14 protein-coding genes are annotated in these 16,125 nt (G+C 68.7%); 12 read left to right on the plus strand and 2 right to left on the minus strand.

The window, feature by feature from the left end:
• A partial coding sequence (locus STRIP9103_RS32345; protein WP_009327484.1) for an SRPBCC family protein occupies positions 1 to 332 on the minus strand: 332 nt, incomplete at its 3' end.
• 210 nt (positions 333 to 542) lie between these two features.
• Here STRIP9103_RS32345 and STRIP9103_RS32350 point away from each other — a divergent pair.
• From STRIP9103_RS32350 to STRIP9103_RS32360, 3 genes are all read left to right on the plus strand, one after another.
• Complete coding sequence (locus STRIP9103_RS32350) at positions 543 to 1,586, plus strand: Rv2578c family radical SAM protein (protein WP_048821382.1); 1,044 nt, start codon at positions 543 to 545, stop codon at positions 1,584 to 1,586.
• A 161-nt stretch (positions 1,587 to 1,747) separates the two neighbouring features.
• Positions 1,748 to 3,319 carry an alpha/beta hydrolase gene (locus tag STRIP9103_RS32355; protein WP_048821383.1) on the plus strand — a complete coding sequence of 524 codons (1,572 nt, stop codon included), beginning with the start codon at positions 1,748 to 1,750 and terminating at the stop codon, positions 3,317 to 3,319.
• A 74-nt stretch (positions 3,320 to 3,393) separates the two neighbouring features.
• On the plus strand, positions 3,394 to 3,918 hold the full coding sequence (locus tag STRIP9103_RS32360) for a GNAT family N-acetyltransferase (protein ID WP_009327485.1): 525 nt from the start codon (positions 3,394 to 3,396) through the stop codon (positions 3,916 to 3,918).
• Between the two features lie 130 nt (positions 3,919 to 4,048).
• On the opposite strand, the gene STRIP9103_RS32365 is transcribed toward STRIP9103_RS32360, so the two are convergent.
• Entirely contained in the window at positions 4,049 to 4,624 is a 576-nt protein-coding gene (locus STRIP9103_RS32365; protein ID WP_048821380.1) for an adenylosuccinate lyase, read from the minus strand.
• A gap of 384 nt (positions 4,625 to 5,008) precedes the next feature.
• On the opposite strand from STRIP9103_RS32365, the gene STRIP9103_RS32370 reads away from it, so the two are divergent.
• The 9 genes from STRIP9103_RS32370 to pssA all read left to right on the plus strand — a co-directional run bounded on the left by STRIP9103_RS32370 (position 5,009) and on the right by pssA (position 16,116).
• Positions 5,009 to 6,808: a 3-hydroxyacyl-CoA dehydrogenase family protein gene (locus STRIP9103_RS32370; protein WP_009327483.1), complete on the plus strand. Its 1,800-nt coding sequence runs from the start codon at positions 5,009 to 5,011 to the stop codon at positions 6,806 to 6,808.
• Positions 6,809 to 7,028: 220 nt separating this feature from the next.
• On the plus strand, positions 7,029 to 7,838 hold the full coding sequence (locus STRIP9103_RS32375) for a TetR family transcriptional regulator (protein WP_048821384.1): 810 nt from the start codon (positions 7,029 to 7,031) through the stop codon (positions 7,836 to 7,838).
• A gap of 483 nt (positions 7,839 to 8,321) precedes the next feature.
• Entirely contained in the window at positions 8,322 to 9,683 is a 1,362-nt protein-coding gene (gene ccrA / locus STRIP9103_RS32380) for a crotonyl-CoA carboxylase/reductase (protein ID WP_009327493.1), read from the plus strand.
• A gap of 9 nt (positions 9,684 to 9,692) precedes the next feature.
• Positions 9,693 to 11,720, plus strand: coding sequence for a protein meaA (locus tag STRIP9103_RS32385; RefSeq protein WP_009327492.1), 2,028 nt, complete (start codon positions 9,693 to 9,695; stop codon positions 11,718 to 11,720).
• The gene (locus tag STRIP9103_RS32390; RefSeq protein WP_009327481.1) at positions 11,717 to 12,679 is read left to right on the plus strand and encodes an HpcH/HpaI aldolase/citrate lyase family protein; all 963 of its coding nucleotides are present in this window, start codon (positions 11,717 to 11,719) and stop codon (positions 12,677 to 12,679) included. The genes STRIP9103_RS32385 and STRIP9103_RS32390 overlap by 4 nt, the downstream gene beginning before the upstream one ends.
• 5 nt (positions 12,680 to 12,684) lie before the next feature.
• Positions 12,685 to 13,197, plus strand: a complete 513-nt coding sequence (locus STRIP9103_RS32395; protein ID WP_048821385.1) for a MaoC family dehydratase — start codon at positions 12,685 to 12,687, stop codon at positions 13,195 to 13,197.
• A gap of 2 nt (positions 13,198 to 13,199) precedes the next feature.
• A complete protein-coding gene (locus STRIP9103_RS32400) occupies positions 13,200 to 14,414 on the plus strand; it encodes an acyl-CoA dehydrogenase family protein (RefSeq protein WP_009327489.1) in 1,215 nt (404 codons plus the stop codon).
• Between the two features lie 180 nt (positions 14,415 to 14,594).
• Entirely contained in the window at positions 14,595 to 15,251 is a 657-nt protein-coding gene (locus STRIP9103_RS32405) for a phosphatidylserine decarboxylase (protein ID WP_009327482.1), read from the plus strand.
• A 43-nt stretch (positions 15,252 to 15,294) separates the two neighbouring features.
• Positions 15,295 to 16,116 carry a CDP-diacylglycerol--serine O-phosphatidyltransferase gene (gene pssA / locus STRIP9103_RS32410; protein WP_048821381.1) on the plus strand — a complete coding sequence of 274 codons (822 nt, stop codon included), beginning with the start codon at positions 15,295 to 15,297 and terminating at the stop codon, positions 16,114 to 16,116.
• Positions 16,117 to 16,125 lie beyond the last annotated feature (9 nt).

A 16,125-nucleotide genomic window follows, 5' to 3' on the forward strand; every position in this document is an offset into this window, starting at 1 on the left:
CAGGTGGTGGTGACGACGACTCGGGACTTGCCCTCACCGGCCGGGGTGACCCGCCAGGTGGTGACCATGGAGGAGTTGCGGTCCTTCTCGACGAGCTCGCCGTCGGAGGGCTCGGTGACCTCCAGGAGGCAGTCGCGGATGCGCTTGCTGGTGGCCTGGAGCTTCCAGTGGACGAGGGTGCCCTCGCCGTCGCCGCCCTCGCGCACCTCGTACTCGCTGAAGTGCTGGGGCAGCATCTTCCCGCGCGCGCCGCTGTAGTCGGCCAGGGTGTCGAACACCGTCTCCGCGTCCGCCGCGACGATTCGCTCCGTCGTGGCCTCGACCTGCGCCATTGCACTTCCTCCAGCACTTGGTAACTCGGGGGGTGTGCGGAAAGCCAACCACCACCCGGCCGGACGGCCCAAATCGGGGTGCCCGAAGGGGCGGGACCGGCCCGCGCGGGGTGCCCCCGGCGAGACCTCCACACGATGTTCGAAAACCAGTTCGCACGATCAAGGGAACGCGTGTTCTATTCTGAGCCGGAGCACATCGAGGAGGCGTCCATGCGCTGGGACCATCTGGCCGAGAACCCCGCCACGGCCCGGGATGCCGCACTGTTCGGCGCGGAGACGGTGACGAGCCGCACCTTCGACACCCCCGAGTTCCACGGCATGACCTTCCACGAGATCCGGGCCAAGTCGATCCTGAACCGGGTGCCCGGGGCCTCCCGGATGCCGTTCGAATGGACGGTGAACCCTTATCGAGGCTGCACGCACGCGTGCGTGTACTGCTTCGCCCGCAAGACCCACAGCTATCTGGACCTCGACACCGGCCACGACTTCGACTCGCAGATCGTGGTGAAGATCAACGCGCCCGAGCTGCTGCGCCGCCAGCTGGCCTCACCGCGCTGGCACGGCGAGCACATCGCGATGGGCACCAATGTGGACTGCTACCAGCGCGCCGAGGGCCGCTACCGCCTGATGCCGGGCATCATCACCGCCCTGCGCGACCACGCGAACCCCTTCTCGATCCTGACCAAGGGCACGCTGATCCTGCGTGACCTCGACCTCATCCGACAGGCCGCGGAAGTCACCGAGGTCGGGATCTCCGTCTCCGTCGGCTTCACCGACCAGGAGCTGTGGCGCACGGTCGAGCCGGGCACGCCCGCCCCGGAGCGCCGGCTGGACATCGTGCGCGCCTTCGCCGACCGCGGCATCGGCTGCGGGGTGCTGATGGCTCCCGTGCTCCCCTTCCTCAGCGACCACCCGGACCGGCTGCGCGCCACCGTACGGGCGATCGCCGCCTCCGGGGCCACCTCCGTGACACCGCTGGTGCTGCATCTGCGCCCCGGCGCGCGCGAGTGGTACATGGCGTGGCTGGAGCGCCATCACCCGCATCTCGTACGGCGTTACGAGCGGCTGTACGCGGAGGGCGCGTACGCCCCGAAGTGGTATCAGCGGCGGATCACCCGTCAGGTCCACGAGCTGGCAAGGGAGTACGGGATGGGGCCCAGGCTGACGGAGCTGCCGAGAAGGATCCCGGTGTCCGAGCCGGCTCCGCTGGAGGTCGTACGGGATCCGACGCCGACTCAGCTGACCCTCCTGTGACAGCACGTTCCTGACTGTTTCGGGGGGCATCCGGGCTCTTCCTTCGCCCCGATGGGGTCAAGTCTCGGCGGAACGCGTTCTTCCGAGCGTGCGTTCCGGGACGATGCGACGAAGGCCGTGGCGTGCACGGCTGGAAATCCTCCGTCCTGGGAGGCCTGACGATGAAGAAACGCGCAGCCGCTCTGTGTGGTGCCGCCGCCGTGTTGGCCGGGATGGTCACAGCGGTCCCGGCCGACGCGAGCGCCGGCTCCGCAGCCGCACCGGTGGCGAAACTCGCCTGGAAGAAGTGCGCCACCAGCGACTATCCGACCCTCCAGTGCGCCTCCCTGAAGGTGCCGCTCAACCACGACAAGCCGCAGGGCAGGAAGATCGCACTCGCCCTGTCGCGCATCCCGCACACCGCGAAGAAGTACCAGGGACCCCTGTTGGTCAACCCGGGCGGCCCCGGCGGCAGCGGGATCACATTGGCCGGATTCGTCGCGTCCTCGCTGCCCAAGAAAGTGGCGGCGCAGTACGACGTCATCGGCTTCGACCCGCGCGGCGTCGGCGCCGGCAAGCCCGCCCTCGACTGCAAGCCGGGCAACTTCGCACCGGTGCGCCCGAACTCCCTGCCGACCAGCGCGAAGATCGAGCAGGCCAACCTGAAGCGCGCCCGGTCCTTCGCCGAGGCGTGCGCCACGAAGTACGCGGACGTGCTGCCGTACATCGACACGATCAGCGCGGTCAAGGACATGGACGCCATCCGCGAGGCCCTCGGCGCCAAGAAGATCAACTACTTCGGGTACTCGTACGGCACCTACCTCGGCGCCGTGTATGCGAAGCTCTTCCCGAACCGCGTGCGGCGCGCGGTGCTGGACTCCGTGGTCGACCCCACCGGGGTCTGGTACGACGACAACCTCCAGCAGGACTACGCCTTCAACGACCGCCACCGGGCGCTGATGGCCTGGATCGCCAAGAACAACAAGACGTACAGGCTCGGCACCGATCCGGAGAAGATCGAGGCCAAGTGGTACAGGATGCGGTCGGCTCTGGCCAAGAAGCCCGCGGACGGCAAGGTGGGCGCCTCCGAGCTGGAGGACACCTTCATTCCCGGCGGCTACTACAACGGCTACTGGCCCTACCTGGCGGAGGCGTTCGCGGCCTATGTGAACAAGAAGAACGACGACCCGCTGGTCGAGGCGTACGAGAACTTCGGCGCCGTCGACGCGGAGGGCGACAACGGCTACAGCGTCTACACCTCGGTGCAGTGCCGTGACGCGCACTGGCCGCGCGACTGGAACACCTGGCGCGACGACAACTGGAAGGTGTACGAGAAGGCCCCGTTCATGGCCTGGAACAACGCCTGGTACAACGCACCCTGCGCGTTCTGGCCCACCCGGTCCCGGAACCCCGTGGACATCTCCAACAGCGCACTGCCCCCGGTGCTGATCTTCCAGGCCACGGACGACGCGGCCACCCCCTACCAGGGCGGCGTCATCACCCACCACCTCCTGCGCGGCTCCAGCCTGGTCGTCGAACAGGGCGGCGGCAACCACGGCATCACGCTGGGCGGCAACGCCTGCCTGGACAAACACCTGGCGGCCTACCTGGCGGACGGCACCGTGCCACGCGGTACGGGCGAGGCCGACGCGGTCTGCGAGAAACTCCCCGACCCCAAGCCCCTGAGCACGAAGACGGCGTCCACCTCCTCACGGGGCTCGACGCTGCACAGTCTGCTGGGCTTCCGCGGCTGAGCCCGCGGGCCGTGGGGGTCCCGCCACATGAAAACCGCGGGCCTCCCACGGCCGCCTCCCCCTAGGGTGCCGCCATGAACGACACCCTCCGCATCCGACGGATGACCCTGGCCGACTGCCGCCCCGTCGCCGAGATCCGCGTCGGCGGCTGGCAGACCGCGTACGCAGGCCTGATACCGCAGCCGTACCTCGACGCGATGGATGTGGCGCAGGACACGGAGAGACGCCGCGAGTTGCTCCTCCAGCCGGGCAACCCGGTGGTGAGCCTGGTCGCCGAGCGGGCGGGCCAGGTCATCGGCTGGGCGGCGTACGGCCCGCACCGGGACGGCGAAGTCCACACGGAGAACGCCGAGTTGTACGCGCTGTACGTACGCCCGGGGCACTTCGGCAGCGGGGTGGGCAGCGCGCTCCTGCGCGAGTCGATCGCCCGCTGCACGACCGCCGGCCACGAGCGCATGCTCCTCTGGGTCCTCAAGGAGAACACCAGGGCCCGCCGCTTCTACGAACACCACGGCTTCACACCCGACGGCACAGAGGAACCGTTCGAGGTGGACGGGGTCGAGGTTCCCGAGGTCCGGTACGTACGCGGCGCCCTTTGAGGGGCGCGGGGCTGTCTCGACATGCGGCTCCGCCGCGATGGGGGTCCCTCCCGCTCGAGCGGAGCCGAGAGTGGGGGAGCGACAAGCCCTCACCGGCCTGCAGCTCAAGGACAACCCTCTGAACGCGACGTCACCGCTGCTTCGGAAAACGAGCCAACGCCCGCGCCGCCGCCTCCGCAAGAGCCGGATGCGCAAGGGCCTCGTTCAACACGGGCCTCGCCCGCGCGTCCCCCAGTTCCCCCAACCCCTCCACACACGCGAGCGCCACCCGGCGATAGGGATCATGCGGCCTGAGCCGACGCCGCAGCGTCGTGATCAGCGCGGGCACGGCCTCAGGCGCACGAAGCTCGACCAGCAGCCGTACTGGATGCAGGGCGTACGCCACCCGCAGCTCATTCGTCGCGAGAGCCGCCGCCGCGCGGGCGGTACGCGGATCCCCGAGCCTGGCCAACGCATACGCCGCGGAAGCGCATCGCGGAGGGTCCCGATGGTTCAGCAACAGGACAAGCGCCTCGAACGCCCGCCGATCCCCCGCCAGGCCCAACCGAAACGCCGCCAACTCCCTGGCCCACAACGGCTGCCCCGGCTCGGTCAGCACCGCCGCCAGCTCATCCGTGCTGTCGGTCATGACAAGCCGCTCGTACCCGGTGGAGCCGCCCGCCTCGTGTCGCACACGCTCCGTGAGTGATCGCAACGCTTCGTCCATACCACCGAGCGTACGGGCGGGATCGACGTTCGGGGACGTACATCACAAACATGGGGGGGGCTGGCGCGCTCGTTACCCACCGGTTAAGCTCAGACGAGCGAGTGACCCACTCGTGTTCGCTCGCGACGGTTTGGTGACGCGGCCGTCGTGAGCACAGTCGGTTCGGTACATGGAGTACCAGTACGGCTCGGCCTCGGGACAGGGCCGGTCGGTTCAGCCGTTCGCCGGGCGTGTGCGATGCCCGCGGCGACGGCACCGGCACCGGGCGTGTGCGTTCAACAGCCCGGCATCACAACACCCGCACCCCATGCGCAGGTTGCGCCCTCGTCGGCGTACCCGGGAGCGCTCCTCCTCAGTCGTCACCCTCATTCCAGGAGTCCCGCGATGGCCACTCCCCTGTCCCCCGAATCTTCCCCGAAGACCATTGCCGTGGTCGGCCTCGGCACGATGGGCACCGGTATCGCCGAGGTGCTGGCCCGGGCCGGCCGCGAGGTCATCGGCATCGACATCAGCGAGGCGGCGGCCCGCCGTGCCGTCGCCTCGCTGGAGTCCTCGACCGAGCGCGCCGTGGCGCGCGGGCGGATCACCGAGCAGGAGCGCGGCGACGCCCTCGCCCGCTTCCGCACCTTCACCGATCTGCGGGCCGCGGCCGACGCCGACCTGGTGATCGAGGTGGTCCCGGAGTCGTACGAGGTCAAACAGCAGGTCTTTCGTGAGCTGGACGCGATCGTCCGGCCGGAGACCATTCTCGCCACCGGCACCAACGCCCTGTCGGTCACCCGGCTCGCCGCCGAGTCGGCGCGTCCGGAGCGGGTGCTGGGGTTGCACTTCTTCAACCCGGCCCCGGCGATGAAGCTGGTCGAGGTGGTCTCCTCGGTGCTGACCGCGCCGCAGGCCGTCGCCGTGGTCACGGATCTCGCCCTCGACCTGGGCAAGGAGCCCGTCGCGGTCGGCGACCGGCCCGGTTTCGTCGCCGACGGGCTGCTGTTCGGCTACCTCAACCAGGCCGCCGCGATGTACGAGGCCAAGTACGCCTCCCGTGAGGACATCGACGCGGCGATGCGGCTCGGCTGCGGGCTGCCGATGGGCCCGCTGGCGCTGCTCGACCTGATCGGCATCGACACGGCGCGTACGGTCCTGGAGGCCATGTACGCCGCCTCGCGCGACCGGCTGCACGCGCCGGCGCCGATCCTCAAGCAGCTCAGCCAGGCGGGCCTGACGGGCCGTAAGTCGGGGCGCGGCTTCTACACGTACGAGGCACCGGGCTCCGCCACGGTCGTGCGGGACGCGCTGACGCCGCTGGACGGGGTCGCCACGGTGCCCGGCCGTACCGTCCGCTCGATCGGTGTCGCGGGCTCGGGAACCATGGCCTCCGGGATCGCCGAGGTGTTCGCGAAGGCCGGGTACGAGGTCGTGCTGGCCGCGCGCAGCGAGGAGAAGGCGCAGGCCGCCAAGGCCCGGATCGGCAAGTCGCTGTCCCGCTCGGTCGACAAGGGGCGGATGACGGTCGAGGCCGCCGCCGAGACGCTGGACCGGATCACCCCGGCGGGCTCGTACGACGCGTTCGCGGACGTCGACCTGGCGTTGGAGGCGGTGGCCGAGGACCTGGAGGTCAAGCGGCAGTTGTTCGCGACCTTCGACAAGGTCTGCAAGCCGGGCGCGATCCTCGCCACCACCACGTCCTCACTGCCCGTCGTCGCCTGCGCCCGTGCCACCTCGCGTCCGCAGGACGTGATCGGCATGCACTTCTTCAACCCGGCCCCGGCGATGAAGCTGGTCGAGGTGGTCCGCACGGTCCTGACGGCGGACGACGTCCACGCCACGGTCCGTGAGTTGTGCGCGAAGGTCCGCAAGCACCCGGTGGACTGCGGCGACCGGGCCGGTTTCATCGTGAACGCGCTGCTGTTCCCGTACCTGAACAACGCGATCAAGATGGTCCAGGAGCACTACGCGACGCTGGACGACATCGACGCGGCCATGAAGCTGGGCGGCGGCTACCCCATGGGGCCATTCGAACTGCTGGACGTGGTCGGGCTGGATGTCTCGCTGGCCATCGAGAAGGTGCTGCACCGCGAGTTCCGCGACCCGGGGCTCGCCCCGGCGCCCCTGCTGGAGCACCTGGTGGCCGCGGGCTGCCTCGGCCGCAAGACCGGCCGTGGCTTCCGCGAATATGCCAAGCGCTGAGCGTCAGGGCGACCGGTTCGCGGCGGACACCACGGCGGGCGGGGACTGGGGCGGCCTCCTCGACCCGGGCGGCCGTCCCCCGCCCGTCCGTTCCCCCGCCCCGCCGGCCGACGGCTCCGCCGCTTCCACACCCGCCCGACCGGCCGTTCCCCCGTCCGAGCGGGGCGGGGGAACCGGTGCACGTGCGCACTCTCCTGCACGGATGCAGTACGTTCGGGGCATGTCCCAGCCCGCCAAATCCTCACGTACACCGGCTACGCCCGACGCACCGGAGAGTGCCGCGGGCAGTCGCGCCGCCGCCCAACGGCTCAAGATGCGCCGGGAACTGGCGGCCGCGGCCATGGAGCTGTTCTCGACCAAGGGGTACGAGGCGACCACGGTCGACGAGATCGCCGCGGCGGCCGGGGTGGCCCGCCGCACCTTCTTCCGCCACTTCCGCTCCAAGGAAGAGGCGATCTTCCCGGACCATGACGACACCCTGATCCGCGCCGAGGCCGTGCTCAACGCGGCCCCCGCGCACGAGCATCCGCTGGACACGGTGTGCCGGGGCATCAAGGAAGTCATGAAGATGTACGCGGCCCGGCCGGAGATCTCGGTCGCCCGCTACAAGCTGACCCGTGAGGTCCCCACCCTCCGGGAGGCGGAGATCGCCTCCGTGGCCCGCTACGAGCGCCTGTTCACCCGCTATCTGCTGGGCCACTTCGACGAGCACGCCCACCACGACGACGTGGGCGACGACCCGCTGCTCGCGGAGGTCGCCGCGTCGGCGGTCGTCACCGCGCACAACCATGTGCTGCGGCGCTGGCTCAGGTCCGGCGGCCAGGGCGACGTCGAGACCCAGCTCGACCACGCCTTCGCGATCGTCCGCAGGACCTTCGGCACCGGCATCGGCGCGGGCCGGACCCTGGCCCCGGAGCCGGCCGCGGCGACGGCCTCCACCAACGGCGAGGTCCTGGTGGCGGTGGCCCGGACCGACGCTCCCCTCGACGAGGTCATGCGGACCATCGAGGAGGCGTTGAGGGACCGCTGAGACCTCGCGACGACGCCACCGGGCTTTGCGGCGGGGTCGGCGATCCTCGCGAGAAGGCCCGCCGAAACCCCGTTTTACTCATCGGTAACTGTGAGAACGGCCACCCCATCGGGTGGCCGTTTTGGCATGTCAGAGGCTCTTTTCGACCCCCACCTGATCGATCATCGCTCAGTTGTTACGTAAAGATTTCACCTGAGCGAACTTTCTGGCACTCCGTGCCTTGCACGGTGTCACGGCGTGCCATACGTTGAAGGAGTCCGGGCGGCCGGCGTGCAGCGACCTTTCGTACGCCGGCTGTCCCCGCAAGCCAGGTGCTTGCGCGCCCGGACGCCTGCGTCACAGGCACCTTCCGCGCCACAAAGCGCCGCCGAAAGCACCACCCTCCGCCGAACCGACGGCACCACTTCCCCCATCGTTCAGCAGCACCCGACGTAACCCTCAACAGCGTCTTCCCTCAGGACGCTCCTCGCCGGAGGCACCACCGTGAAGGAAATCCTGGACGCGATCCAGTCGCAGGCTGTGACATCTGGCGGCTCCGCCGCGGTCAAGCCCGCCGACTTCGCCGCTCTGCCGCTCCCCGAGTCGTACCGCGCGATCACCGTGCACAAGGACGAGACGGAGATGTTCGCGGGCCTCGCCACCCGCGACAAGGACCCCCGCAAGTCGATCCACCTCGACGAGGTGCCGGTGCCGGAGCTCGGCCCGGGTGAGGCCCTGGTGGCCGTCATGGCCTCCTCGGTCAACTACAACTCGGTGTGGACCTCGATCTTCGAGCCGCTGTCGACCTTCGGGTTCCTGGAGCGCTACGGCCGCACCAACGAGCTGGCCAAGCGCCACGACCTGCCGTACCACATCATCGGCTCCGACCTCGCGGGCGTCGTCCTGCGCACCGGCCCGGGCGTCAACGCCTGGAAGCCCGGTGACGAGGTCGTCGCGCACTGCCTCTCCGTCGAGCTGGAGTCGTCCGACGGCCACAACGACACGATGCTCGACCCCGAGCAGCGGATCTGGGGCTTCGAGACCAACTTCGGCGGACTGGCAGAGATCGCACTGGTGAAGTCCAACCAGCTGATGCCGAAGCCGGACCATCTGTCGTGGGAGGAGGCCGCCGCCCCGGGGCTCGTGAACTCCACGGCGTACCGGCAGCTCGTCTCCCGCAACGGCGCCGCCATGAAGCAGGGCGACAACGTGCTCATCTGGGGCGCGAGCGGTGGACTCGGCTCGTACGCCACCCAGTTCGCGCTCGCGGGTGGCGCCAATCCCATCTGTGTCGTCTCCAGCGAGCAGAAGGCGGACATCTGCCGGGCGATGGGCGCGGAGGCGATCATCGACCGCAACGCCGAGGGCTACAAGTTCTGGAAGGACGAGAACACCCAGGACCCGAAGGAGTGGAAGCGCTTCGGCAAGCGCATCCGCGAGCTCACCGGCGGCGAGGACATCGACATCGTCTTCGAGCACCCCGGCCGCGAGACCTTCGGCGCGAGCGTCTACGTCACCCGCAAGGGCGGCACGATCACCACCTGTGCCTCGACCTCGGGCTACATGCACGAGTACGACAACCGCTACCTGTGGATGTCGCTGAAGCGGATCATCGGCTCGCACTTCGCCAACTACCGCGAGGCCTGGGAGGCCAACCGGCTGATCGCGAAGGGCAGGATCCACCCGACGCTGTCCAAGGCCTACTCCCTGGAGGACACCGGCCAGGCCGCGTACGACGTGCACCGCAACCTCCACCAGGGCAAGGTCGGCGTCCTGTGCCTCGCCCCCGAGGAGGGCCTGGGCGTGCGCGACCACGAGAAGCGCGCGAAGCACATCGACGCCATCAACCGCTTCCGGAACATCTGAGAGGCGTACATGACTGAGCGTCAGAAAGATCGGCCGTGGCTCATGCGCACGTATGCCGGTCACTCCACCGCCGAGGCGTCCAACGAGCTGTACCGGCGCAACCTCGCCAAGGGCCAGACCGGTCTGTCGGTGGCGTTCGACCTGCCGACGCAGACCGGGTACGACTCCGACCACATCCTCGCCCGTGGCGAGGTCGGCCGGGTCGGCGTGCCGGTGGCCCATCTCGGTGACATGCGCAGGCTGTTCCAGGACATTCCGCTGGAGCAGATGAACACCTCGATGACCATCAACGCCACCGCCATGTGGCTGCTGGCGCTCTACCAGGTCGTCGCCGAGGAGCAGGGCGCGGACATCAGCCGGCTCCAGGGCACGACCCAGAACGACATCGTCAAGGAGTACCTGTCCCGGGGCACCCATGTGTTCCCGCCGGGGCCGAGTCTGCGCCTGACGACGGACATGATCGCGTACACGGTCTCCCACATGCCGAAGTGGAACCCGATCAACATCTGCAGCTACCACCTCCAGGAGGCCGGGGCCACACCGGTCCAGGAGATCGCGTACGCGATGTCCACGGCGATCGCCGTGCTGGACGCCGTCCGGGACTCCGGGCAGGTACCGCAGGAGCGCATGGGCGATGTCGTCGCCCGTATCTCCTTCTTCGTGAACGCGGGCGTCCGCTTCATCGAGGAGATGTGCAAGATGCGGGCCTTCGGCCGTATCTGGGACCGCATCACGCGCGAGCGGTACGGCATCGAGGACCCCAAGCAGCGCCGCTTCCGGTACGGCGTCCAGGTGAACTCCCTGGGCCTGACCGAGGCGCAGCCGGAGAACAACGTCCAGCGGATCGTGCTGGAGATGCTGGCGGTGACGCTCTCCAAGGACGCACGCGCGCGTGCCGTGCAGCTGCCGGCCTGGAACGAGGCGCTGGGGCTGCCCCGGCCGTGGGACCAGCAGTGGTCGCTGCGGATACAGCAGGTCCTCGCCCACGAGAGCGATCTGCTGGAGTACGAGGACATCTTCGAGGGCTCGCGTGTCATCGAGGCGAAGGTGAGCAAGCTGGTCGAGGAGTCGTTCGCCGAGATCGAGCGGATCCAGGAGATGGGCGGCGCGATGGCCGCCGTCGAGTCGGGCTACCTCAAGTCGCAGCTCGTCGCCTCGCACGCCGAGCGCCGGGCCCGTATCGAGTCCGGCGAGGAGAGGATCGTCGGCGTCAACATCTTCGAGTCGACAGAGCCCAACCCGCTCACCGCCGACCTGGACGCGGCGATCCACACGGTCGACCCGGCCGTCGAGGCCCGGGTGATCGAGTCGCTGCGGAACTGGCGCGACACCCGCTACCAGCCGCCCTTCAACCACCCGCGCCCCTGCAAGGCCCTGGAGCGGCTGAAGGAGGCCGCCAAGGGCACCGACAACCTCATGGAGGCCACCCTGGACTGCGCCCGCGCCGGGGTCACGACCGGCGAGTGGGCCGGGGCCCTGCGCGAGGTGTTCGGGGAGTTCCGGGCGCCGACCGGGGTCTCGTCCGCGCCGGTGGCGGTCGCCGCCGAGGAGGGCTCGGCGCTGTCCCTGGTGCGCCGCAAGGTGGAGCTGACCGCGCGGGACCTCGGTGTCGGCAAGCTCCGCTTCCTGGTGGGCAAGCCGGGCCTGGACGGGCATTCCAACGGGGCCGAGCAGATCGCGGTGCGGGCCCGTGACGCCGGGTTCGAGGTGGTCTACCAGGGCATCCGGCTCACGCCCGAGCAGATCGTGGACGCGGCCCTCGCCGAGGACGTGCACGCGGTGGGGCTGTCCATTCTCTCCGGCTCGCACGCCCAGCTCGTGCCGGACGTCCTCGACCGGCTGCGGGACGCCGGCGCCGCCGACATCCCGGTGATCGCCGGCGGGATCATCCCGAACGCGGACGCCGAGCAGCTCAGGGCCGCTGGAGTGGCCGCCGTGTTCACCCCGAAGGACTTCGACATCACCGGGATCATCGGCCGTATCGTCGACGAGATCCGCAAGGCCAACAAGCTCGACCCCCTGGAGGTCCCCGCATGACGACCGTCAACCGCCTTCGCCCCCGGCGTTCCTGCCTGGCGGTTCCGGGCTCGAATCCCCGCTTCCTGGAGAAGGCGCAGGGCCTCCCGGCGGACCAGGTCTTCCTCGACCTGGAGGACGCCTGCGCCCCGCTCGCCAAGCCGGAGGCGCGGCACACCATCGTCAAGTTCCTCAACGAGGGCGACTGGACCGGCAAGACCCGGGTCGTGCGTGTCAACGACTGGACGACGGAGTGGACGTACCGCGATGTCGTGACCGTCGTCGAGGGCGCGGGCCAGAACCTCGACTGCATCATGCTGCCGAAGGTGCAGGACGCCCAGCAGATCGTGGCCCTCGATCTGCTGCTGACGCAGATCGAGAAGACGATGGGCTTCGAGGTCGGGCGGATCGGCATCGAGGCGCAGATCGAGAACGCGCAGGGCCTGAACAACGTCAACGAGATCGCGCAGGCCTCCCCGCGCGTCGAGACGATCATCTTCGGCCCGGCCGACTTCATGGCGTCCATCAACATGAAGTCGCTGGTCGTGGGCGAGCAGCCGCCGGGCTACCCGGCGGACGCCTACCACTACATCCTGATGAAGATCCTGATGGCCGCCCGCGCCAACAACCTCCAGGCGATCGACGGCCCCTACCTGCAGATCCGCAACGTCGAGGGCTACCGCGAGGTCGCCCAGCGCGCCGCCGCGCTCGGCTTCGACGGCAAGTGGGTGCTGCACCCGGGCCAGGTCGAGGCGTCCAACGAGATCTTCTCGCCCTCCCAGGAGGACTACGACCACGCCGAGCTGATCCTGGACGCGTACGACTACTACACGTCCGAGGCGGGTGGCAAGAAGGGCTCGGCGATGCTGGGCGACGAGATGATCGACGAGGCCAGCCGCAAGATGGCCCTGGTCATCGCGGGCAAGGGACGCGCCGCCGGGATGCGGCGCACCGGCAAGTTCGAGATCCCGGAGGCGTGACGGCCATGCAGTTCGGACGTACGTACGAGGAGTTCGAGGTCGGGGCCGTCTACAAGCACTGGCCCGGGAAGACGGTCACGGAGTACGACGACCACCTCTTCTGCCTCCTCACCATGAACCACCACCCGCTCCACATGGACGCCAACTACGCGGAGCAGACGACCGACTTCGGCAAGAACGTCGTCGTGGGGAACTACATCTACTCGCTGCTGCTCGGCATGTCCGTGCCGGACGTCTCCGGCAAGGCGATCGCCAACCTGGAGATCGAGTCGCTCAAGCACGTGGCGCCGACCTTCCACGGGGACACGATCTACGGCGAGACGACCGTGCTCGACAAGTGGCCGTCGAAGTCGAAGAACGACCGCGGCATCGTCCACGTCGAGACCAAGGGCTACAAGCAGGACGGCACGCTCGTGTGCGTCTTCCGCCGCAAGGTCATGGTGCCGACCGAGACGTACATCAAGGAGCGCGGCGGCGAGCAGCCCGGCCGCCCCCAGCTCAAGGAGCAGGAGAAGTAGCCATGGCACGACTCGCCCAGACCCACGGCCTGACGGACGTCCAGCAGGAGATCCTGTCCACCGTCCGGGACTTCGTGGACAAGGAGATCATCCCGGTCGCGACGGAGCTGGAGCACTGCGACGAGTACCCGCAGCAGATCGTCGACGGGCTCAGGGAACTGGGTCTGTTCGGTCTGATGATCCCCGAGGAGTACGGCGGTCTGGGCGAGTCCCTGCTCACGTACGCGCTGTGCGTGGAGGAGATCGCCCGGGGCTGGATGTCGGTGTCCGGGATCATCAACACGCACTTCATCGTGGCGTACATGCTCAAGCAGCACGGCACCGAGGAGCAGAAGGACTACTTCCTGCCGAAGATGGCGGCCGGTGACATCCGGGGGGCCTTCTCGATGTCGGAGCCGGGCCTCGGCTCCGATGTGTCGGCGATCACATCGAAGGCGGTCAAGGACGGCGACGAGTACGTCCTGAACGGTCAGAAGATGTGGCTGACGAACGGTGGAACGTCAACACTCGTCGCTGTTCTCGTCCGAAGTGACGAAGGACACTCCCCTTCGGAGACAGCCACGGCGCCCCACAAGTCGATGACGACCTTCTTGATCGAGAAGGAGGCCGGTTTCGGAGAGGTCCGCCCCGGCCTCACCATTCCCGGGAAGATCGACAAGATGGGTTACAAGGGCGTCGACACGACCGAACTCATCATGGACGGACTGCGCATTCCGGCCAATCGTGTACTCGGCGGCGTCACCGGCCGAGGGTTTTACCAAATGATGGACGGCGTGGAAGTCGGCCGCGTGAATGTGGCCGCGCGTGGCTGCGGTGTCGCTCAGCGCGCCTTCGAGCTCGGCGTCCGGTACGCCCAGCAGCGGCACACTTTCGGCAAGCCGATCGCCCAGCATCAGGCCATCCAGTTCAAGCTGGCGGAGATGGCTACCAAGATCGAGGCCGCTCATGCCATGATGGTGAACGCGGCACGCAAAAAGGACTCCGGGGAACGAAACGACCTCGAAGCAGGAATGGCGAAGTACCTTGCCTCCGAATACTGCAAAGAAGTCGTCGAGGACGCCTTCCGGATCCACGGCGGCTACGGCTTCTCCAAGGAGTACGAGATCGAGCGCCTCTACCGCGAGGCACCGATGCTGCTGATCGGCGAAGGTACCGCCGAAATCCAGAAAATGATCATCGGTCGCCGACTGCTCGAAGAGTACCGATTCCAGGGCTGACCCAGGGACGGATGTCTGTTTCGGGGTGTTTTCATCGAGAAGAAGATCACACCCCGTCAGCACTCTTCGGCCGTTGACTCGGCTTCCTGGCTTGCCCAGTTGCGGTCCGCGACCGGTACGATCCCGAGAAAGCCGCCGTCCCCAGTCACCGCGCGGCATCGTCCGCTACGAAGGTCATCCATGCCCCACAGCCAAACCTCTGCACCACGCGACAGCCGAGTCGGCGTACGCCTCGCGCGCGGAGCATCGCCGTGGCTTCTCCCGACCGTCGCCACCGCAGCACTCAGCCTCGCCCGTTCGCGCCGCTCCGGTGCCGCCCGGGCCGTGGCCGTCCCCGCCACCGCGCTCGCGGCCGGCATGCTGTGGTTCTTCCGCGACCCCGAGCGTGAGATCGCCCAGGGCCGAGTCATCTCGCCCGCCGACGGTGTGGTGCAGAGCATCATGCCGTGGAAGGACGGCCGCACTCGCGTCGCGATCTTCATGAGCCCGCTGAACGTCCACGTGAACCGCGCGCCGCTCTCCGGCACGGTCACGTCGGTGGAGCACATCCCCGGCGGGTTCGTCCCCGCGTTCAACAAGGAGAGCGAGAACAACGAGCGCGTGGTCTGGCACTTCGACACCGAACTCGGTGACATCGAGATGATCCAGATCGCCGGCGCCGTCGCGCGCCGCATCGTCCCGTACATCCCCGAGGGCACCAAGGTCGAGCAGGGTGACCGGATCGGGCTGATCCGCTTCGGTTCACGCGTGGACATCTATCTGCCCGAGGGCGTCGAGGTCGATGTCGAGGTGGGTCAGAAGACCGTGGCTGGGGTGACTCGCATTGACCGTGATTGATCCTGATACACAGGCCGGCCAGACCGGCCCGACGACCGGCTGGGTGCCGGAGGCCGACGAGGTGGAGGACGACGCGGAGGAGATGCCGCTGTCGCTCCGTCTGTCGATAGCGGACACCCTCACCCTCGGCAACGCCACGTGCGGCTTCATGGCGGTGTACTTCACCACCACGGGCATTCTGATCCCGCACCTCACCGGCAGCCAGGAGACGGGCATGGCCCGCCACAGCGCGGCCACCGCCGTGATCCTGATGCTGTGCGCGGCGATCTTCGACCTGTTCGACGGGCTGGTGGCGCGCAAGCTCCGCTCGTCGCCGATGGGCGCGGAGCTGGACAACCTCTCCGACCTGATCAGCTTCGGCCTCGCGCCGGCGTACTTCGTCCTCGTCTACGGCATGGTCGCGGACGACGCGCATCAGCGGGTGGCGGCGGTGGGCGCGATCGTGGTGCTGCTGGCCGTGGTGCTACGCCTGGCCCGCTTCTCGTGCGTGACACCGACGAACGGCATGTTCCAGGGCATGCCGTCCCCGTTCGGCGCCCTGACGGTCGTCTCGATCGTGCTCCTCGAGCTGCCCTTCGTGGCGACCCTGCTGGCCATCGTCGGCACCGCGTGGCTGATGGTGAGCCGCGTCGAGTACCCGAAGCCGCGGGGGCCCCTCGCGGTGGCGATGCTCTCCTGGATCGTCCTCGCGATGGGCCTGCTGGCGGCCTGGGCCTTCGACGCCCCCGGCGGCCAGCTCCTCCTCCAGACCGGCTGTGCCCTGCAGCTCGTCATGGGTGCGGTGATTCCGCTGTTCGCCACGGCACGCCGGGTGAACAACTTCCGCGGCAATCGCCGCGAGGCGAGGGCGGCGCAGCTGCCGTAGCCGCCGCCC

It is taken from the genome of Streptomyces ipomoeae 91-03 (assembly GCF_000317595.1).
Classification (GTDB): domain Bacteria; phylum Actinomycetota; class Actinomycetes; order Streptomycetales; family Streptomycetaceae; genus Streptomyces; species Streptomyces ipomoeae.

Excerpts from the sequence above, each read along its gene's own strand:
- STRIP9103_RS32395 (WP_048821385.1), top strand. The coding sequence starts at position 12,685 with ATGCAGTTCGGACGTACGTACGAGGAGTTCGAGGTCGGGGCCGTCTAC.
- STRIP9103_RS32365 (WP_048821380.1), bottom strand. The coding sequence starts at position 4,624 with ATGGACGAAGCGTTGCGATCACTCACGGAGCGTGTGCGACACGAGGCG.
- STRIP9103_RS32405 (WP_009327482.1), top strand. The coding sequence starts at position 14,595 with ATGCCCCACAGCCAAACCTCTGCACCACGCGACAGCCGAGTCGGCGTA.
- STRIP9103_RS32390 (WP_009327481.1), top strand. The coding sequence starts at position 11,717 with ATGACGACCGTCAACCGCCTTCGCCCCCGGCGTTCCTGCCTGGCGGTT.
- STRIP9103_RS32400 (WP_009327489.1), top strand. The coding sequence starts at position 13,200 with ATGGCACGACTCGCCCAGACCCACGGCCTGACGGACGTCCAGCAGGAG.
- STRIP9103_RS32360 (WP_009327485.1), top strand. The coding sequence starts at position 3,394 with ATGAACGACACCCTCCGCATCCGACGGATGACCCTGGCCGACTGCCGC.
- STRIP9103_RS32350 (WP_048821382.1), top strand. The coding sequence starts at position 543 with ATGCGCTGGGACCATCTGGCCGAGAACCCCGCCACGGCCCGGGATGCC.
- STRIP9103_RS32385 (WP_009327492.1), top strand. The coding sequence starts at position 9,693 with ATGACTGAGCGTCAGAAAGATCGGCCGTGGCTCATGCGCACGTATGCC.
- STRIP9103_RS32370 (WP_009327483.1), top strand. The coding sequence starts at position 5,009 with ATGGCCACTCCCCTGTCCCCCGAATCTTCCCCGAAGACCATTGCCGTG.
- STRIP9103_RS32375 (WP_048821384.1), top strand. The coding sequence starts at position 7,029 with ATGTCCCAGCCCGCCAAATCCTCACGTACACCGGCTACGCCCGACGCA.
- STRIP9103_RS32355 (WP_048821383.1), top strand. The coding sequence starts at position 1,748 with ATGAAGAAACGCGCAGCCGCTCTGTGTGGTGCCGCCGCCGTGTTGGCC.